We start from the raw sequence: 19,522 nt of genomic DNA on the forward strand, positions 1-19,522 counted from the left end.
TTGGTAGGCCTGAGTGGACTTGAACCACCGACCTCACCCTTATCAGGGGTGCGCTCTAACCACCTGAGCTACAAGCCTATTAAGGTATTTCTGCTCGTTATTTTCATCAGACAATCTGTGTGAGCACTTCACTCAATCCGCTCTGCTGGTAAGGAGGTGATCCAACCGCAGGTTCCCCTACGGTTACCTTGTTACGACTTCACCCCAGTCATGAATCACAAAGTGGTAAGCGCCCCCCCGAAGGTTAAGCTACCTACTTCTTTTGCAACCCACTCCCATGGTGTGACGGGCGGTGTGTACAAGGCCCGGGAACGTATTCACCGTAGCATTCTGATCTACGATTACTAGCGATTCCGACTTCATGGAGTCGAGTTGCAGACTCCAATCCGGACTACGACGCACTTTATGAGGTCCGCTCACCCTCGCAGGCTCGCTTCTCTTTGTATGCGCCATTGTAGCACGTGTGTAGCCCTACTCGTAAGGGCCATGATGACTTGACGTCATCCCCACCTTCCTCCGGTTTATCACCGGCAGTCTCCTTTGAGTTCCCGACCGAATCGCTGGCAACAAAGGATAAGGGTTGCGCTCGTTGCGGGACTTAACCCAACATTTCACAACACGAGCTGACGACAGCCATGCAGCACCTGTCTCAGAGCTCCCTAAGGCACAACCTCATCTCTGAAGTCTTCTCTGGATGTCAAGAGTAGGTAAGGTTCTTCGCGTTGCATCGAATTAAACCACATGCTCCACCGCTTGTGCGGGCCCCCGTCAATTCATTTGAGTTTTAACCTTGCGGCCGTACTCCCCAGGCGGTCGACTTAACGCGTTAGCTCCGGAAGCCACGGTTCTGGACCACAGCCTCCAAGTCGACATCGTTTACGGCGTGGACTACCAGGGTATCTAATCCTGTTTGCTCCCCACGCTTTCGCACCTGAGCGTCAGTCTTCGTCCAGGGGGCCGCCTTCGCCACCGGTATTCCTCCAGATCTCTACGCATTTCACCGCTACACCTGGAATTCTACCCCCCTCTACGAGACTCCAGCCTGTCAGTTTTGAATGCAGTTCCCGGGTTAAGCCCGGGGATTTCACATCCAACTTAACAGACCGCCTGCGTGCGCTTTACGCCCAGTCATTCCGATTAACGCTTGCACCCTCCGTATTACCGCGGCTGCTGGCACGGAGTTAGCCGGTGCTTCTTCTGCGGGTAACGTCAATGAAAAAGTCTCTTAAACCTTTCCCCTTCCTCCCCGCTGAAAGTGCTTTACAACCCGAAGGCCTTCTTCACACACGCGGCATGGCTGCATCAGGGTTTCCCCCATTGTGCAATATTCCCCACTGCTGCCTCCCGTAGGAGTCTGGACCGTGTCTCAGTTCCAGTGTGGCTGGTCATCCTCTCAGACCAGCTAGGGATCGTCGCCTAGGTGGGCCATTACCCCGCCTACTAGCTAATCCCATCTGGGTTCATCCGATGGCGTGAGGCCCGAAGGTCCCCCACTTTGGTCTTGCGACGTCATGCGGTATTAGCCACCGTTTCCAGTGGTTATCCCCCTCCATCAGGCAGATCCCCAGACATTACTCACCCGTCCGCCGCTCGCCGGCAAAGTAGCAAGCTACTTCCCGCTGCCGCTCGACTTGCATGTGTTAGGCCTGCCGCCAGCGTTCAATCTGAGCCATGATCAAACTCTTCAATTTAAGAATGGTTTGATTCGCTAAGTGAATAGCTTTGCTCAAAGAATCAATAACTGTTTATTCGTAATGAATTTACTGTCAGTCACTCTTCAAGACTTGGTATATCTTTGAGATACGGTCTTGTGAGTGCCCACACAGATTGTCTGATTAAATTGTTAAAGAGCGGTGCCGCATTATCCTGCGGCGCGGGCCGCATAATCTACGCGGTTCCGCTGTAAAGTCAAGCGATTGATGCCCGACTTCCTATCTTCCCGATAACCGCGTTGCCGCTGTTCCCGGGTCAGTGGAGGCGCATTATAGGGACTTCACGGCGGCTTACAAGCGCTAAATGCAAAAAAATGATTGAGTGCGTTTTTTTTCATCAACCGGCTGAAAAAGCCAGCGTTATGGGGCTTTTGGGGCCGCTAACTGCCCGAATGCCTGTGCGAATCAAGTTACCGAACCGATTCACGAACCATTAATTCTGGCGTTAACACCAAGACATTGGGTTCCATATCAGGATGTTCCAGACGATAAAGCAAAGTATCCACCGCGAGTTCACCAAGTGCATCTTTCGGTTGATGGATTGTCGTAAGGGGAGGAGACATGTAACGAGCCAGTTCAATATCATCGTAACCGATAACAGCCACATCTTCCGGTATCAAAAGCCCCGCCTGATACAGCGCGCGATAAACGCCAACCGCCATGGCATCGTTACAGGCAAACACAGCTTCAGGCTTATCTTCCAACATCAGTAAGCGCTGCATTGCCCGATAGCCGGTTTCAAATTCGAAATCACCGAATATCTCATACTCGTCAGGAATGGATAGCCCGGCATGTTTCATCGCTTGTCGATATCCTTCAAGACGGTTGTGCGCGGTCGTTTTATCATGTGGACCGGCAATACAGGCAATTTTTCGATAACCACGAGAAATGAGGTAGTTGGTTGCCATCTCACCGCCCAACAGCGAATTATCTTTAATAACATCAATAACACCTTCGAATGGCGCCCAATCCATCATGACCATCGGTATAAAAGGATAGCGACTCACCATTTCAGGCGATGGACGGTGACTTTCCGTGCACATCAACAGCACGCCATCCACCCGCTTTTGCAACAGGATTTCCAGGCTACGGCTCATTCTGGCCCGATCGCCTTCGGTATTGCACAAAATCAGGCTGTAACCCCGTTCATAACAACAACGCTCAACGCCACGGACCACCTCGGCATAAAATGGGTTGTTACTGGCGGTCAGCAACATGCCAATGGTTCGCGTCTGATTTATTTTCAGGCTTCTGGCCAATGCAGAAGGCGCATAATTAAGCGCTTCAACTGCCTTCAACACTTTTTCACGAATAACGTCACTGACAAAGCGATTGTTATTGATGACATGAGAAACCGTCGAAGTTGAAACACCCGCCAGACGCGCGACATCTTTCATTGTGGCCAAAAATCACCCCTGAGCTAACAAGAACGCATCAATCTCGTTACGCCACGGAACAGAAGGCTGAGCTCCTCGGCGCGTTACCGCGATCGCGGCGGCCGCGTGCGCGAACTTGACGGCGGAAGACATCGGCTGATTCTCCAGCAAAGCCGTAACCAGCGCGCCGTTAAAGGTATCTCCAGCGGCGATCGTATCCACGGCTTTTACCCGATAGCCGGGAATGCGCTGACCTTCCCCCTTCACGCTCAACCATACTCCACGGCTGCCCAGCGTAATGAGGACGGTTTCGATGCCTTTGTCATGCAAAACCTGAGCGGCCCGCGTGACATCCTCTTCCGTTTGAACCATTACACCGGTCAGAAACTGCGCTTCCGTTTCATTCGGCGTAATCATATCCACCAGCGATAATAGCTCATCAGGCAATTCACGGGCAGGAGCGGGGTTTAGTATGACTTGGGTTTGGTTGCTATGGGCAAGTTTGGCAGCGGCAATAACCGTTTCCAACGGGCATTCGAGTTGCATCAGCAACGCGGAGGCATCAATAATGCGTTGCTGATAGCGGTCGAGGTAGTCTGGCGTCACGGCGGCATTCGCGCCGGCATGAATACCAATCATGTTTTCAGCTTCGCCATTAACAAAAATGAGGGCAACGCCCGTTGTTTCATTTTCGATGATTTCGACGGCCGAGACGTCAATCCGGTCATCAGATAACTGTTGGCGTAACCGGACACCAATATCATCATCCCCCACGCAAGCGATAAAAGCGGTGTCCGCACCGCTGCGACTGGCCGCTACAGCCTGATTAGCCCCCTTTCCTCCAAAAGCGACGTTATATTGCTTACCGATCACCGTTTCACCTGGGTGGGGAAATTGCTCAAGATTAAGAATATGGTCGGCATTAATACTGCCCAGTACCACCAGCTTACCCGTTTTCATTATGCTGAATCCCGACATGTTGGTAGTGCGCCACCACAAAAAGGGTGGCGCCCGCCCTGCTGTTTTCTTTGATTATTTTGTTACCAGTTTTAGGTCAACCGGAATAATGGCCTTAACTTTTTCGCCTTTCAGAACCTTATCCGCCGTTTCAATACCAATGACGCCAATTTGATCGGGACGCTGAGCAACGGTTGCCGCCAGTTTACCGGACTCAACCGCTTTTATACCATCCTGAGTACCATCGAAACCGACAATCAACACATCGTTCTTACCCGCGGTCTGCAATGCTCGCAACGCGCCCAGCGCCATTTCGTCGTTCTGGGCAAACACCGCCTGCACATCCGGGTGAGCCGTCAGCAGGTTTTGCATGACGTTCAGGCCCTTGGTGCGATCGAAATCAGCAGGTTGGCTGGCCAGAATCACAAACTTATTCTTCTCGGCAGATTTCATAAAGCCAGCACCACGTTCACGGGCGGCAGACGTACCGGCGATACCTTCCAACTGGATAATTTTGGTGCCTTCACCGCTTTTTTTAGCGATAAAATCGCCAGCCACACTCCCACCGAAAGCGTTATCAGAAGCAACATGACTAACGACATCCCCGCTGCCGGCAACACGATCCAGTGTAATAACCGGTATCTTCGACTGGTTAGCCAACTTAATGGCATTACCGACCGCATCGGAGTCGGTTGGATTAATCAGCAGTACTTTCGTACCACGTACGGTCAAATCCTGAACGTTGGCCAGCTCTTTAGCTGGGTTGTTCTGAGAATCCAGCACGATCAGGTTATAACCCAGCTTATCGGCTTCTTTTTGCGCGCCATCTTTCATTGAAACAAAGAACGGGTTATTTAGTGTTGATACCACCAGAGCAATCGTATCTTTGGCTAATGCGTTGGCACTGACCATCGCGCTCAGCGCAACAGCGGGAACCAGAGTAGCCAGTTTTTTCATATTCATAACTCAATTCCTGTGTGAATAAAGGTTATTTACTGCTTTTGTTATCTACCAAAACCGCCAGTAAAATAACGACCGCTTTGACGATCATCTGGTAGTAAGAAGAAACACCTAATAGATTGAGTCCGTTGTTGAGGAAACCGAGGATCAGCGCGCCGATTAGCGTCCCGATAATACGACCTTTGCCGCCAGCCAGACTCGTGCCCCCAAGCACCACCGCCGCGATAGCATCCAGCTCATAGCCGGTTCCCGCGGTAGGTTGCGCGGAGGACAAACGGGCCACTTCAATGATCCCTGCCAGCGCCGACAACAACCCGCACAGGGAATAGACAATAATCTTGATCTTATCAACGCTGATACCGGAAAGGCGGGTAGCCGATTCATTACCGCCCAACGCATAGATATAACGACCCAGACGCGTGTGATGCAGCATGTACCAGGCCAAGGCAAAGACGATAGCCATGATCCAGATAGGGGTTGGTACACCTAAAGGACGGCCAATACCAAACCAGCCGAAAGCTTCGGCCACATCGGAAAAACCGGTATTAATCGGGCTGCCGTTGGTATAGACCATCGTAACGCCCCGCAGCAGCAGCATCATGACCAGCGTAGCAATAAAGGCCTGAACCTTGCCTTTGGACACGATAACCCCCGTACCGGCACCGATAAGGGCACCCAATGCCAGCGCGCCAAAAGCAGCCGCCAGCGCGTTGACTTCGAAACCGACAATTGAGGCGGCGACCGCGCCCGTCAGCGCCAGCAGGGAACCCACGGAGAGATCGATACCCGACGTGAGGATAACCAGTGTCATGCCGACCGCCATAATGGCATTAACCGAAGTTTGCTGAAGAATATTGAACAGGTTGTTCAGGGTAAAAAAGTTAGGGCTCAATGCGGAAACAATCGCAATAAGGATTAGCAGGGCAATCAGCGATTTCTGCTCTAATAGCCACTCTTTACCAGGCCAGCGTTTTGCTGTGATAGATTGAGAACTCATATCTGACTTATCTCCTGCTTTACGCCGTATTGCTTACCAACAGCCGCGGCCATTAGCGCTTCCTGGGTGGCCTGCTCAATCGGAAATTCACCACTCAAGCGGCCTTCATGCATCACGATAATGCGGTCACTCATTCCCAACACTTCGGGCATTTCGGATGAAACCAAAATAATGCTCAGCCCTTCTTGTTTGAACTGATTGATTAGCTGGTAAATCTCTTTCTTCGCTCCTACATCAACACCGCGAGTAGGTTCATCAAGAATCAGCACGTTAGGACGGGTCATTAAGCCGCGAGCAATGGCGACTTTTTGCTGATTCCCCCCCGATAGCAACCCGATGGGCTGTTCCATTGACGGGGTTTTGATATTGAAAAGGCGAATAAAATCACCAACAACCAGTTGTTCTTCCGGGTGCTTGATCTGACCGCCTCGACGGCTGAAATACCGTAACGCCGTGAGCGACATGTTCTCTTTCACCGACATGCCCAGAACCAGCCCGTCACGTTTACGGTCTTCAGAAATATAGACGATGCCGTTTGCCAGACCATCCTGGGGGTTACGGGTCATCACTTCACGACCGTCCAGCACGACAGAGCCGCCAGTCCGCGATAAGGCGCCGTAAAGTATTTTCATCAACTCGGTCCGGCCTGCGCCCATCAGTCCCGCGACACCAAGAATTTCGCCTTTGCGCACGGTGAAACTGACGTTCTCAACTCCCGGACCGGAAAGATTCTCTACCTTCAGACGTACGCCTCCCGGCGCCTGATTCAGCCGCGGAAACTGCTCTTCCAGTTTACGGCCCACCATCATCTCAATCAGCGTATCTTCCCGCAGTTCGCCGACCGGACATTCACCAATGAATCGGCCGTCACGCAATACGGTGACGTCATCGCATATTTCAAAAATTTCTTTCAGACGATGAGAGATGTAAACAATGCCGCGCCCCTGAGACCGGAACTCTTTAATCACGCTGAATAGCGAGGCCGTTTCGCTATCCGTCAGCGCATCGGTAGGTTCATCCATCACGATGACTTTTGATTCAAAACTTAATACCTTGGCGATTTCGACCATCTGCTGATCGCCAATCGACAACTCACCCACCAGGCGGCGGCTGTCATAACGCAGATTCAGACGCTTCAGCAGTTTGTCCGATTCCGCATACATCTTGCTCCAGTCAATGCGACCAAAACGGTTGGTAAATTCACGCCCCAGAAAAATGTTCTCTGCAATCGTCAGTTGAGGTATCAGGTTCAATTCCTGATGAATAATGCCGATCCCCGCTTCCTGAGAGGCTTTGGGACCGCTGAAACTCACTTCATTACCGAGGAAATACAGACTGCCGGCATCTTTGCTGTAAATCCCGGTCAGCACTTTCATCATGGTGGATTTACCCGCGCCATTCTCGCCCACCAGCGCCATCACTTTTCCCGGATAAACATTTAATGCCGCGCCAGACAGCGCCTTAACGCCGGGGAAAGATTTCGTTATTCCTTGCAGTTGCAGTAAAGGTTGCATTGATGCCTCAGAACGTTACACCAGCACAAAGGATGATATTGGCATACGGGGAACACTCCCCACTGCGAATAATGGCTCTGCTTCTCCCGCTTTGGATCTTAAACTCTTCGTGGCGGACATAATGCAAAGCAATTGAGTTTCCCTGGCGCTGCTCAAGTTGGCTTAATTGATCAAGTAATGCCTCATGGAGTATTGGATTTTTTTTAATAATTTCTTCCGCCAGGATAGCGGCCTCGACCTGCATCTCACTGGTTACCGCGTTAACCACCTGCAAAAAGGTGGGTACATTGTGCGTTAACGCCAGATCGATTCGAGGGGTGGTGTGGGGAATCGGTAAACCCGCATCGGAAATAACCACCCGATCGGTATGTCCCAAACGGGAAATAACGCAAGAAACCTCAGAATTCAGTAAAGCCGCCTTTTTCATCGCTATGTCCCACTCGCGAAACGTTTCGCTGAAAATATTGTATAAAGAGAATGTTGAAAGGCAACGAAGATACAGCAAAATTGTGATCGCTATCGAAACGTTTCGTTGCTGCAAAAACCAGACATATGGATGAGGAGGTTCAAAAGAAATAACATGCTGACGGGGAGAAATGCATGAAGAAATTCATTGCGTCTTTCTTGTCACAATCGGCCTAAGTCACCAGCGGCAGGAAAGCGGGCGGCGTGTTATCCGCCCTTCAGGTGCGATATGACGCTTAGATTTTTTTCAGATGCTTGACATCCAACTCGGACGAATTGAACCCTTTATCAAGTTCTCCCTGCAACTCAACCTTGTCCTGAGGCGTTACGGTCTGTCCGTTCCAGTATTTGTCATCAATTTCGACCGTAATGGTGCCGGACTCGTCACGGAACAAATAGTCTTCATCTCCAATGCGCTGTTCGATGGTGCCACGCAGGGTAACCCAGCTATCATCTTTCATCTCTTTCGCTTTCGCGACAGTCGTTACGCTCCCCTGAGCGCCGACGAATCCGCCAGCGGCAGTCTGACCGTTAGCGGTCGATGCTTTCGGGTCTACAAATCCACCGGTTTGCGCGGCGAAAACCGGCGCGGTGCACAATGCGATGATAGCGAATGCAGATGCTGTTTTTTTCATTGGTTGGTTTCCTTGGTTCTTTCTATTTGTAGTGCAGTAAAACTGCGCGATATCTGTCTTACGTAGAAAGTAGAACAAAATGTTCTTAACAGAATCTTAAGGATAGTTCAGGTTTCCTTATAGGTATGAATACTGCGAAGCGCACCGCATTTAGCGGTTTTCCAGTTGTCAGTATCTTGCGTTAAACCGTATAACATTCCTGTAAGCAATAAGGTGGACGATGATGAGAATATTGTTAATCGAGGACGACCGTTTAATCGGAGATGGCCTCAAGGCCGGGTTAATTAAGCTCGGTTTCAGCGTTGACTGGTTTATCCAGGGGAAAGAGGGCTTAGCGGCGATGGATGCCGCCCCTTATGACGCGGTTGTTCTCGATCTCAGTCTGCCGGAAATTGACGGGCTGGACATCTTGCGCCGCTGGCGTCAGGCCGGTCACGATGAGCCCGTATTAATCCTTACCGCGCGGGATGCGCTGGAACAGCGGGTTGAAGGCTTACAACTGGGCGCGGATGATTATCTGTGTAAACCTTTTGCACTGGCGGAAGTCGCTGCCCGTCTGCAAGCGTTAATCCGCCGTCGGCATGGTCAATTACAACCAACCCTGACGCATGGCGCCGTGTCACTTGAACCTGCTTCCCGTGCAGTGACGTTCAACAATGAACCGCTGACGCTTAAATCCCGCGAGCTGGCGCTGCTGGAACTGTTTTTAATGAACCCCAACCGCGTACTGACGCGCTCACAGTTGGAAGAAAAGCTTTATAGCTGGGACGAAGATGTTTCCAGTAATGCCGTAGAAGTCCATATTCACCATTTGCGTAAAAAACTGGGCAGCGATTTTATCCGCACCGTACACGGGGTCGGCTATATCTTAGGAGATGCGGCATGACGCATCTCAGCCTGCGTTTGCGTCTGATTGCGGGTTTCATTCTGCTGACGTTGATCTGCTGGGGGATCGCCGGATTGCTTTCGTGGTATCAAACCCGCCATAACGTTAACGAACTGTTTGATACGCAACAGATGCTATTCGCCAAGCGTTTAGCCACGATGAATCCAGGTGAAATCAAGGCGGGATCACCGTCATTGCCCAAAACCAAAAACCTGGAGCGAGGCCAACAGGAGGACGATGCGCTGGCCTTTGCCATTTTTACCCGCGATGGTGAGATGGTGCTGAATGACGGTGAAAACGGGAAAGATTTTATTTTCAACAACTCACGAAACGGTTTTAGCGATGGTAGGTTACGCGATGATGACGACCAATGGCGACTGGTGTGGCTGTCAACGGCGGACGATCGTTATGTCGTCGTCGTGGGACAGGAATGGGAATACCGTCAGGAAATGGTGCTGGATATTGTTAAAACCAACCTGATGCCCTGGCTGTTCGCTCTCCCGGTCATGCTGCTTTTGATGTTCTGGCTAATTACCCGCGAGCTGTCGCCGCTGCAACGCATTACCTCGCAGTTGCGTCAACGCCCCCCTGAAGCGGATACCCCTCTGGACATCCAGCACGTTCCAAAAGAAGTCCGCCCGCTGGTAAACGAACTGAACCATCTGTTTACCCGAATTAGCGATATGCTGGTACGCGAACGACGATTCACATCCGATGCGGCTCATGAACTGCGCAGTCCGCTGGCGGCGCTGAAGGTACAGACGGAAGTTGTCCAATTGGCGCATGACGATGAAGCCGTCAGACTCCATGCGCTGACTAATCTGGACAAAGGGATAGACCGGGCAACCCGTCTGGTGGATCAGCTATTAACGTTGTCACGCCTGGATTCCGAATCACTACAGAACGGCAGGCAAACCATTCAACTACAGGAACTGATGCGGCAGGTTGTGATCGACCATTATCACCAGGCGAAAACTGCTGGGATTGAATTGATGCTGGATTTACCCAACGATCCTGTGAGCCGTCAGGGGCATCCGCTGCTGCTGACGCTTTTGATTCGTAATCTATTGGATAATGCCATCCGCTATAGTCACGCTGGCGGCACAATTCGTCTGCAACTCACGTCTCAGGGTTTTCAGGTTATCGATGAAGGCCCTGGCATAAGCGACGATGCGTTGACCCGGATCGGAGAGCGTTTTTTCCGTCCCCCCGGACAGAAAAAATCCGGCAGCGGTTTAGGCATCTCCATCGTAAACAATATCGCCAAACTGCACGGCATGCGAGTGACTTTCGCCAATCGATCTGAAGGGGGGTTGAAGGTTAGGGTAAATTGGTAAAGGCCAGATTTCCCTGACCTTACATGATTTAAATTTCCACCTGAATCCCCAGTTCAATCAACCTGTTAGGGGGGATTTCAAACTGATCGGCCGCGCGTAGCGCATTACGGCTGAGCATCATGAAAAGTTTGCCGCGTAATCGCAGATACCACGGGCGTTTCCCCATTGTCAGCGATTCGTTGGACATAAAGAACGATGTCTCTATCATCTGGCAGGTTAACCCATCCTGCCAGCAACGATGAAACACCTCTTCCACATTGGGCCTTTCACGCCAACCATAGTTGGCAATGACCCGCCAAAACGTCGGAGAAAGCTGTTCTACCGTAACCCGGCGAGCGTTAAGCACGTAGGGCGCATCTTCGGTTCGCATGGTTAACAGCACCACGCGCTCATGCAATATCTTGTTATGCTTGAGGTTATGTAAAAGCGCGAACGGAATGACATGCGTGGCGCGAGACAGATAAACGGCCGTTCCCGGCACACGCACCGGCGGTGATTTTTCCAGTGACGAAATCATCGCATCCAGCGAATTGCCATGCTCATGCAGACGGCGCAATAACCGGAAACGTTCACTTTTCCAGGTGGTCATAATGACAAACATCACCATGCCCAACGCCAACGGCAGCCAACCGCCTGAAAAAATCTTCACTACGTTTGCCAGGAACATAGGGACATCAATGAACAGCAGGCTGGTGAGTAATATCCACACCAGATAGCGATGCCAGTGCCAGTTTTTTATCGCCACCGTACAGAACAAAATGCTGGTTATCACCATCGTACCTGTCACCGCGATGCCGTAAGCCGCCGCCAGATTGCTAGAGTGTTCAAAACTGACAATCACGATCACCACAGCGATATATAACAGCCAGTTAATCGCCGGGATATAGATCTGCCCAGATTCCATATCAGAAGTATGAACAATACGCATCGGGGGCAAATAACCGAGACGAACCGCCTGACGAGTCAGGGAAAACACGCCTGAAATCACGGCCTGCGAAGCAATGATCGTCGCCAGCGTAGCCAATATCATCAGCGGAATCAGCGCCCAGTCGGGAGCCAGCAAGAAAAAGGGGTTTTTAATGGCCTCCGGGTTTTTCAGCAGCAGTGCGCCCTGACCAAAATAGTTTAACACCAGCGACGGTAACACCACGGTAAACCAGGCCAAGCGAATAGGGAATTTGCCAAAATGCCCCATATCCGCATACAACGCTTCCACGCCGGTGATGGCCAGCACCACGGCTCCCAGCGCAAAGAAAGAAACCATTTTGTATTCGGTGAAAAAGTGCACCGCACGTATCGGATTCAATGCCCGCAACACTTCAGGGTTTTCAATGACGCTGCGCGCACCAAGTATTCCCAGCGTAAGAAACCAAACCAGCATCACCGGGGCAAACAATTTTCCCACGCTGCCCGTACCATGCTTTTGAATAACAAACAGTAGCGTCAGAACAAGAATCGACAGTGGAACGATATAGTTGTCCAGGGAAGGAGCGGCGATTTCCAACCCTTCCATGGCGGACATCACTGATATCGCCGGCGTAATGACCACCTCACCATAGAAAAAACTGCCGCCAATCAACCCCATGATCACCAGTACAGACGTCATTCGGTCCGACGAGTTACGTCCGGCCAGCGACATCAGGGTGAGTATTCCGCCTTCGCCTGCATTATCCGCTCTCATCACATAGGTCAGATATTTAAGCGAGACCACTATGATCAATAGCCAAAAGATTAGAGAGAGAAAACCAAATACTGAATCGGGTTCGACACCAAAACCAAATTGCCCAGATAAACACTCCCTGAGGGTGTAAAGCGGACTGGTTCCAATGTCTCCATAGACTACGCCTATCGCCGCCAGCGTTACTGCCGGAAGCGAACGTTTATGTTCTGAGCTCATAAACCTTATCTTCTTTATCCATTCTGTCAGCAAAGGGAAGGGAAGCACTTCTGCTCCCCAAAAGCGCACAGTATGCACAAAGCGATCGCGTACATAAAACCATGTTATGCACAAAAAAAGGCAAAAACCTATTTTTATATTAAGTACGAAACATCCTGCAAAAGGTGGTTTATTGATTAATCAACCTTAATCATGCTAATAAAAATCTGTGATCTACCGATTATTATTACTATTGACTTTATAAAATTCAGATTTTCCTGAAAACAACTGTTTCACTTTCCGAACAACACCATGGGAATAATTGATTAATTATGCTTCAATCCGCAGCGTTGGCTGAAAGAATTTCGTGTCTCAGTCGTGCGCTTGAGCAGGGTCTGTATGAGCGGCAACATGCCATTCGTTTGTGCCTTCTGGCCGCATTGAGCGGAGAAAGTGTTTTTCTGCTGGGCCCGCCGGGCATTGCGAAAAGCATGATCGCCCGACGCCTCAAATTCGCTTTCCGCCACGCGAATGCGTTCGAATATCTGATGACCCGCTTCTCCACGCCGGAAGAAGTTTTCGGCCCGCTGTCGATTCAAGCGCTGAAAGACGAGGGCCGCTACCAGCGCTTAACAGAAGGCTATCTGCCGGAAGCCGAGATCGTCTTTCTGGACGAAATCTGGAAAGCCGGTCCAGCCATTCTGAATACGCTGCTCACGGCTATTAACGAGCGGCGTTTTCGCAACGGCAACAGCGAAGATCGCATCCCAATGCGACTTTTGGTCACCGCGTCCAATGAATTACCCGAAACGGACAGCAGTCTGGAAGCACTCTACGATCGCATGCTCATTCGCCTGTGGCTTGACAAAGTCCAGGAAAAACAAAATTTCCGCGCTTTGCTGGTCAATAACGGCAACGAACTCGATAACCCCGTCAACCATTCACTTAGCATCAGCGATGAAGAATACCAACGATGGCAGGGCGAGATTGATCGGGTTTCACTACCGGAAAATTGTTTTGAGCTCATTTATCAACTGCGCAAGCGGCTGGATACTCAGCAACAGGCGCCTTATGTTTCCGACAGACGCTGGAAAAAAGCCCTGCGCCTGCTTCAGGCCTGTGCCTTTTTCAGCGGACGGGAAAGCATTACGCCGATTGACATCATTCTGCTGAAAGATTGTCTGTGGCATGATCGCGATACGCGGGTGTTGATAGAACATCAGATTGAACAGTTGATCACCGAACAGGCTTACCAGCAGCAGAGTTTGTTGCTCCACCTGCAACAACTAAACATAAAACGTCAACAATATCAGATGCAGCAGAGCGAATTGCAGGCATTAACGGTAGAAAAAAACGGGACTTTTCTCGGCCGAAAATACCACTATTCCCTGCCCGAAACGCTAACGGCGGATTCACTAAGTCTGGTTCTGCAACGGCCGTTAATCCTGAATGAGATTGAAGTCAGCCACCTGCTTATCGACCGCAATATCCTGCAAAACTGGTTGCACAAAGGTGGGGAAATTAGAGGGAAACTCAATGGCATTGGCCTTAACCAACGGTTGGATCTGGCGGTAGACGATCGCCTGCACCTGACCATTCGGGATATTAGCCTGCAATCCGCCATTCTTTCTCTGCCTGAAAAATGCGATTACGTACTGCCGGCAGAACTCATTGATGAATATGAAAAACTGCATACTCAACTGCGAGAGCAACGGCGCTTATTTAATCAGCATCAGCCCTGTTTGTTCGTTCCGGGCGAGTGGCAGGCCAAAATCGAAGCCAGCCTGCAACGGGTGGCTGAACAGCTCCGACAGTCGGAACAGGATTAAACCGGGATGATAACGCTCGAATCACTGGAAATGCTGCTGTCAATTGACGAAAACGAGCTGTTGGACGATCTGATCGTCACGCTATTGGCGACGCCGCAATTGGCCATTTTCTTTGATAAATATCCAAACCTTAAATCCGCTCTGCTAAATGAACTGCCTGACTGGAAAGAAAACCTGAAACAACGCCTGCGTGATACGCAAGCGCCTCAGGCGTTGGAAACGGAATTTAATTGCTACCAGCGCGCTCAAGCGGTGAACAATCTGGGATTTCAAGCCCGTCTTCCCAGAATTATGAACATGCTGAATGCGGTTGACTCTCCTTTCATTGCGCAGGCAGGGCAACTGGTCAATACGCCGGAACCGACGCTGGGGCAAAAAATCAGCAGCGGATTACACTCGCTGTTTTTACAACGCTGGCGGCTAAGCCTAACGCTGCAAACTCTTTCTCTGCATCATCAGATAATGGAACAGGAGCGGGAAATTCTGCTGGATGAGCTGCAACAGCGGCTTACGCTGAGTGGAAAGCTTGAACCTATTCTGGCCGAAAATGAAAATGCGGCAGGACGGCTATGGGATCTCAGTGCCGGACAACACATTCGTACGAACTATCAGCCGCTGCTGGATTTCGGCGCGTTCCTGCAACGACAGCCCGCACTGCAATGCCTGGCGGAACGTCTGGGGCGCAGTCGTGAAACTAAATCCTTCATCAGTCAGGATGCGCCCGAAGAGGCTTTCAAAGTAATGGTGCGCGAGCCGTCGACCGTACCAGAACAGGTCAGCGGAATTCATCAGAGTGACGATATTCTTCGTTTACTGCCGGTAGAGCTGGCGGCCATGAGCATTAACGAACTGGAATATGAATTTTACCGCCGGCTGCTGGATCACCGTTTGCTGACTTATCGTTTACAGGGCGAAAACTGGCGCGAAAAGACCATCGAGCGGCCGATTATCCATCAACAGAATGAACAACAGCCACGCGGCCCGTTTATCGTCTGTGTCGATACGTCGGGATCAATGGGCGGGTTTAACGAGCGCTGTGCGAAAGCATTTTGTCTGGCGCTGTTACGTATCGCTCTGGCGGATAATCGACGCTGCTACATTATGCTTTTTTCAACAGGTATGGTGAGATATGAGCTGACGTCGTCCGACGGCATCGAGCAGGCGATACGCTTCCTCAGCCAATCTTTCCGCGGCGGCACCGACCTGAGCGCCTGCTTATCGGCAGTGATTGAAAAAATGGATGATTCATTTTGGTATGATGCCGATGCCGTGGTGATTTCGGATTTTATTGACCAGCGTTTACCGGATGAGCTGGTTAACAAGGTACGCCATCGTCAAAAACAGCTTCAGCACCGATTTCATGCCGTAGCGATGTCCGATCACGGCAAACCCGGCATCATGCGCATTTTCGACCATATCTGGCGTTTTGATACCGGGTTAAAAAGCCGCCTGATGTGTCGCTGGCAGCACAGACAGACGGATTAAAGCTGAGCCGAAACCGGGAATCAGCCAAGTATCAAGCGAAAAAAGTGATCCAAGCATTCAATAATTTTTAGATAAATTGCCTTTATGGATTTAATCCCTCATTTTATAGCGGTATAAAATGGTAGGGTTGAGTCAGGAGGCGGAAAGTGGCGGAAATTCATCACATCGATAATCTTGATCGCGGTATCCTTTCGGCATTAATGGAAAATGCGCGGACGCCCTATGCTGAACTGGCAAAGCAATTTACCGTCAGTCCGGGCACCATCCATGTCCGGGTCGAAAAAATGAAACAGGCTGGCATCATTGTCGGCACGCGTCTGGACGTAAATCCAAAACAATTGGGCTATGATGTGTGCTGTTTTATCGGCATCATTCTGAAAAGCGCCAAAGATTATCCTTCCGCGCTGGAAAAACTGAACAACCTGGAAGAAGTGGTCGAAGCCTATTACACCACAGGCCATTACAGCATCTTTATTAAAGTCATGTGTCGATCAATTGATGCCCTGCAACATGTACTTATCAACAAGATCCAGACCATTGATGAAATCCAGTCTACTGAAACGCTGATCTCGCTGCAAAACCCCATCATGCGCACCATCGCGCCATAAAGCTTTTCTATCTATACCCATATTATCCACAGGTAGATCCCAAACGGATCACAGCGTACAATGTGCCGTCTTTTATCAGGTGGGATCATTATGGCGGACATTACATTAATCAGCGGCAGCACGTTAGGTGGCGCAGAATACGTGGCGGAGCATCTGGCCGAACAGCTGGAAAAGGAAGGTTTCTCCACTGACATGCTGCATGGCCCTGAGCTGGATGAGTTACCGGATAGTGGTTTCTGGCTGGTCGTTACATCGACCCACGGCGCCGGCGAGCTCCCTGACAATCTGCAACCCCTGTTTGAACAGTTAGAACAACAAAAACCCGATCTTTCACAGGTTCGGTTCGGCGCTATCGGTATCGGCAGTAAAGAATACGATACCTTTTGCGGCGCGATCCTGACGATGGATCGTGTGCTGACCGAATCAGGAGCCAAAAGGATCGGTGAGATGCTAAAGATCGACGTCACCGAACACGAAATACCGGAAGATCCGGCCGAAGCATGGTTGAGATCGTGGGTTTATTTACTCAAATAAGCCGAAATAATAAGCAAACGAATGTGGATAACTATGCTTTATTCAGGTGTAAAAGCAGTAGTTATCCCAATAACAACCCATGAACGTTTTTTGTCCTGTGTATAACTAGCAATTATGATCCCAGCTTATACGTTCTGGGATCACCGATCATTCACAGCTAATGATCACCAGTAATAACTTGACTTTAAAAGAGAATAATCACTTACCCACAGAAAGGGTCGATCCTAATAAGAGATCTAATAAAGAGATCTTTAAATAAAAAGATCTTTCTTTAATTAACGACGATCCAACACTGCTTGGTCGTTTGAGTAAAGTTGAGTAGAATTCCCCACCCCGGTCAAGTAACGATCTTTCGCAACTAATCATTCGCACCATGCGAGGAGCAGTACCATGTTTTATCCAGATCCATTTGACGTCATCATAATTGGTGGCGGTCATGCGGGAACCGAAGCAGCAATGGCTTCAGCCCGAATGGGACGCAAAACCCTCCTGCTTACGCATAACATTGATACGTTGGGACAAATGTCTTGTAACCCGGCGGTTGGCGGTATTGGGAAAGGCCATCTGGTTAAAGAGATCGATGCCATGGGAGGCTTGATGGCCCGTGCAGTCGATCAGGCAGGTATTCAGTTTAGGATACTAAACAGCAGTAAAGGCCCAGCGGTCAGAGCGACACGAGCACAGGCGGATCGCGTGTTGTATCGCCAGGCTGTTCGCACCTCGCTGGAGAACCAACCCAATTTGATGATCTTCCAGCAGGCCGTCGACGATCTGATTGTTGAAAACGATCGTGTAGTTGGCGCGCTCACCCAGATGGGATTGAAATTCCGTGCTGGCGCGGTTGTTTTAACCGTTGGGACTTTTCTTGACGGAAAAATTCATATCGGTCTGGATAATTACAGCGGTGGACGCGCAGGTGATCCGCCATCCATTCCCTTAGCGCGTCGCCTGCGTGAATTGCCTTTACGGGTAAATCGCCTCAAGACCGGGACCCCGCCGCGTATTGATGCCAGAACGATTAACTTCAGCGTATTGGCTCAGCAGCATGGCGATAATCCCATGCCGGTCTTTTCTTTCCTGGGTAATGCCGGGCAGCATCCGGCGCAACTGCCCTGCTATATCACGCACACCAACGAAAAAACGCATGAGGTGATCCGTAATAATTTGGATCGCAGTCCGATGTATGCCGGGATCATCGAAGGGATCGGCCCACGTTATTGTCCTTCGATCGAGGATAAAGTGATGCGCTTTGCTGATCGCAATGCGCATCAGATCTTTCTGGAACCAGAAGGTCTGACCAGTAACGAAATTTATCCAAACGGTATTTCAACCAGTTTGCCGTTCGATGTGCAATGGCAGATAGTCCGCTCGATGAAGGGAATGGAAAACGCGCGAATTGTTCGTCCTGGCTATGCCATTGAATACGATTTCTTTGATCCGCGTGATTTAAAACCCACGCTGGAAAACAAATTTATCCGCGGTCTGTTCTTCGCAGGTCAGATCAACGGGACTACCGGTTACGAAGAAGCTGCGGCGCAGGGGATGCTGGCTGGGCTTAACGCCGCACGTCTGGCATTTGATCAGGAAGGGTGGTCTCCACGTCGCGATCAAGCCTATCTGGGCGTTCTTGTCGACGATCTCTGTACGTTGGGGACCAAAGAGCCCTACCGTATGTTCACCTCACGCGCTGAATATCGTCTGATGCTGCGTGAAGATAACGCGGATCTGCGTCTGACGGAAATTGGTCGTGAACTGGGTATGGTGGATGATGATCGTTGGGCTCGTTTCAATGAAAAACTTGAAAATATTGAGCAAGAACGCCAACGTTTGCGTGATATCCGGATTCACCCTCAGTCAGAACAGTTGGATCAGGTCAATTCCCTGTTAAAAACGCCTTTGTCGCGTGAATCAAATGGAGAAGAGCTGTTGCGCCGTCCAGAAGTGGATTACGCTATGTTGACCAATTTGCCGCTGTTTACACCCGCGCTGACGGATAAACAAGCCGCTGAACAGGTCGAGATCCAGGTTAAGTACGAAGGCTATATCGCGCGTCAGCAAGACGAGATCGAAAAGCAGCTGCGTAATGAAAATACGATTCTGCCAGTCGAACTGGATTATCGTCAGGTAAGCGGTCTGTCTAATGAAGTGATCGCCAAACTGAACGATCACAAACCCGCCTCAATTGGTCAGGCTTCGCGCATTTCAGGCATTACCCCCGCAGCGATCTCAATTCTGTTGGTATGGCTGAAAAAACAAGGGTTGCTGCGTCGTAGCGCCTGATTTAACGTACTTTGTTTATCACCCTCTGGACAGTCGGATTACCGGCTGTCTGTGGTGTCTATAAATATTCT

Annotated in this window: 15 protein-coding genes, 1 tRNA gene and 1 rRNA gene; 7 read left to right on the forward strand and 10 right to left on the reverse strand. The window is 50.4% G+C overall.

The annotated features are described in order from the left end of the window. Position 1: 1 nt before the first annotated feature. The 9 genes from EH207_RS17645 to EH207_RS17685 form a co-directional block, all read right to left on the reverse strand. Positions 2-78: transfer RNA gene (locus tag EH207_RS17645), tRNA-Ile, on the reverse strand. 71 nt (positions 79-149) lie between these two features. Next, positions 150-1,691, reverse strand: a 16S ribosomal RNA gene (locus EH207_RS17650). A 431-nt stretch (positions 1,692-2,122) separates the two neighbouring features. Then, on the reverse strand, positions 2,123-3,118 hold the full coding sequence (gene rbsR, locus EH207_RS17655; protein ID WP_175413713.1) for a ribose operon transcriptional repressor RbsR: 996 nt from the start codon (positions 3,116-3,118) through the stop codon (positions 2,123-2,125). A gap of 3 nt (positions 3,119-3,121) precedes the next feature. Then, on the reverse strand, positions 3,122-4,048 hold the full coding sequence (gene rbsK / locus EH207_RS17660) for a ribokinase (protein ID WP_137715143.1): 927 nt from the start codon (positions 4,046-4,048) through the stop codon (positions 3,122-3,124). Between the two features lie 72 nt (positions 4,049-4,120). Beyond that, positions 4,121-5,008, reverse strand: a complete 888-nt coding sequence (rbsB, locus tag EH207_RS17665) for a ribose ABC transporter substrate-binding protein RbsB (protein WP_137715144.1) — start codon at positions 5,006-5,008, stop codon at positions 4,121-4,123. Between the two features lie 25 nt (positions 5,009-5,033). Further along, positions 5,034-6,002 carry a ribose ABC transporter permease gene (gene rbsC, locus EH207_RS17670; protein ID WP_137715145.1) on the reverse strand — a complete coding sequence of 323 codons (969 nt, stop codon included), beginning with the start codon at positions 6,000-6,002 and terminating at the stop codon, positions 5,034-5,036. Then, positions 5,999-7,516 carry a ribose ABC transporter ATP-binding protein RbsA gene (rbsA, locus tag EH207_RS17675; RefSeq protein ID WP_137715146.1) on the reverse strand — a complete coding sequence of 506 codons (1,518 nt, stop codon included), beginning with the start codon at positions 7,514-7,516 and terminating at the stop codon, positions 5,999-6,001. The genes rbsC and rbsA overlap by 4 nt, the downstream gene beginning before the upstream one ends. Before the next feature lie 7 nt (positions 7,517-7,523). Further along, positions 7,524-7,943 (reverse strand): D-ribose pyranase, encoded by a 420-nt coding sequence (gene rbsD, locus EH207_RS17680; RefSeq protein WP_137715147.1) that lies wholly within the window; start codon positions 7,941-7,943, stop codon positions 7,524-7,526. 274 nt (positions 7,944-8,217) lie between these two features. Further along, positions 8,218-8,616: a YgiW/YdeI family stress tolerance OB fold protein gene (locus tag EH207_RS17685; protein WP_137715148.1), complete on the reverse strand. Its 399-nt coding sequence runs from the start codon at positions 8,614-8,616 to the stop codon at positions 8,218-8,220. Positions 8,617-8,839: 223 nt separating this feature from the next. Between EH207_RS17685 and qseB the strand changes: the two genes are divergently transcribed. Then, complete coding sequence (qseB, locus tag EH207_RS17690; RefSeq protein WP_137715413.1) at positions 8,840-9,502, forward strand: quorum sensing response regulator transcription factor QseB; 663 nt, start codon at positions 8,840-8,842, stop codon at positions 9,500-9,502. Next, positions 9,499-10,839, forward strand: coding sequence for a quorum sensing histidine kinase QseC (gene qseC / locus EH207_RS17695; RefSeq protein WP_137715149.1), 1,341 nt, complete (start codon positions 9,499-9,501; stop codon positions 10,837-10,839). The genes qseB and qseC overlap by 4 nt, the downstream gene beginning before the upstream one ends. Positions 10,840-10,867: 28 nt before the next feature. Here qseC and kup read toward each other — a convergent pair whose 3' ends face one another. Continuing rightward, the gene (kup, locus tag EH207_RS17700; protein WP_137715150.1) at positions 10,868-12,736 is read right to left on the reverse strand and encodes a low affinity potassium transporter Kup; all 1,869 of its coding nucleotides are present in this window, start codon (positions 12,734-12,736) and stop codon (positions 10,868-10,870) included. 311 nt (positions 12,737-13,047) lie between these two features. On the opposite strand from kup, the gene ravA reads away from it, so the two are divergent. The 5 genes from ravA to mnmG all read left to right on the forward strand — a co-directional run bounded on the left by ravA (position 13,048) and on the right by mnmG (position 19,451). Further along, entirely contained in the window at positions 13,048-14,544 is a 1,497-nt protein-coding gene (ravA, locus tag EH207_RS17705; RefSeq protein WP_137715151.1) for an ATPase RavA, read from the forward strand. 6 nt (positions 14,545-14,550) lie between these two features. Beyond that, a complete protein-coding gene (gene viaA, locus EH207_RS17710) occupies positions 14,551-16,029 on the forward strand; it encodes an ATPase RavA stimulator ViaA (protein WP_137715152.1) in 1,479 nt (492 codons plus the stop codon). Between the two features lie 146 nt (positions 16,030-16,175). After that, on the forward strand, positions 16,176-16,637 hold the full coding sequence (asnC, locus tag EH207_RS17715; RefSeq protein WP_137715153.1) for a transcriptional regulator AsnC: 462 nt from the start codon (positions 16,176-16,178) through the stop codon (positions 16,635-16,637). A 90-nt stretch (positions 16,638-16,727) separates the two neighbouring features. Beyond that, a complete protein-coding gene (gene mioC, locus EH207_RS17720; protein ID WP_137715154.1) occupies positions 16,728-17,171 on the forward strand; it encodes an FMN-binding protein MioC in 444 nt (147 codons plus the stop codon). 390 nt (positions 17,172-17,561) lie between these two features. Beyond that, the gene (mnmG, locus tag EH207_RS17725) at positions 17,562-19,451 is read left to right on the forward strand and encodes a tRNA uridine-5-carboxymethylaminomethyl(34) synthesis enzyme MnmG (RefSeq protein ID WP_137715155.1); all 1,890 of its coding nucleotides are present in this window, start codon (positions 17,562-17,564) and stop codon (positions 19,449-19,451) included. Positions 19,452-19,522: the final 71 nt, after the last annotated feature.

This window comes from Brenneria rubrifaciens (assembly GCF_005484945.1).
Lineage (GTDB): Bacteria > Pseudomonadota > Gammaproteobacteria > Enterobacterales > Enterobacteriaceae > Brenneria > Brenneria rubrifaciens.

Excerpts from the sequence above, each read along its gene's own strand:
- rbsK (WP_137715143.1), bottom strand. The coding sequence starts at position 4,048 with ATGAAAACGGGTAAGCTGGTGGTACTGGGCAGTATTAATGCCGACCAT.
- rbsB (WP_137715144.1), bottom strand. The coding sequence starts at position 5,008 with ATGAATATGAAAAAACTGGCTACTCTGGTTCCCGCTGTTGCGCTGAGC.
- rbsC (WP_137715145.1), bottom strand. The coding sequence starts at position 6,002 with ATGAGTTCTCAATCTATCACAGCAAAACGCTGGCCTGGTAAAGAGTGG.
- rbsA (WP_137715146.1), bottom strand. The coding sequence starts at position 7,516 with ATGCAACCTTTACTGCAACTGCAAGGAATAACGAAATCTTTCCCCGGC.
- rbsD (WP_137715147.1), bottom strand. The coding sequence starts at position 7,943 with ATGAAAAAGGCGGCTTTACTGAATTCTGAGGTTTCTTGCGTTATTTCC.
- EH207_RS17685 (WP_137715148.1), bottom strand. The coding sequence starts at position 8,616 with ATGAAAAAAACAGCATCTGCATTCGCTATCATCGCATTGTGCACCGCG.
- qseB (WP_137715413.1), top strand. The coding sequence starts at position 8,840 with ATGAGAATATTGTTAATCGAGGACGACCGTTTAATCGGAGATGGCCTC.
- qseC (WP_137715149.1), top strand. The coding sequence starts at position 9,499 with ATGACGCATCTCAGCCTGCGTTTGCGTCTGATTGCGGGTTTCATTCTG.
- kup (WP_137715150.1), bottom strand. The coding sequence starts at position 12,736 with ATGAGCTCAGAACATAAACGTTCGCTTCCGGCAGTAACGCTGGCGGCG.
- ravA (WP_137715151.1), top strand. The coding sequence starts at position 13,048 with ATGCTTCAATCCGCAGCGTTGGCTGAAAGAATTTCGTGTCTCAGTCGT.
- viaA (WP_137715152.1), top strand. The coding sequence starts at position 14,551 with ATGATAACGCTCGAATCACTGGAAATGCTGCTGTCAATTGACGAAAAC.
- mioC (WP_137715154.1), top strand. The coding sequence starts at position 16,728 with ATGGCGGACATTACATTAATCAGCGGCAGCACGTTAGGTGGCGCAGAA.
- mnmG (WP_137715155.1), top strand. The coding sequence starts at position 17,562 with ATGTTTTATCCAGATCCATTTGACGTCATCATAATTGGTGGCGGTCAT.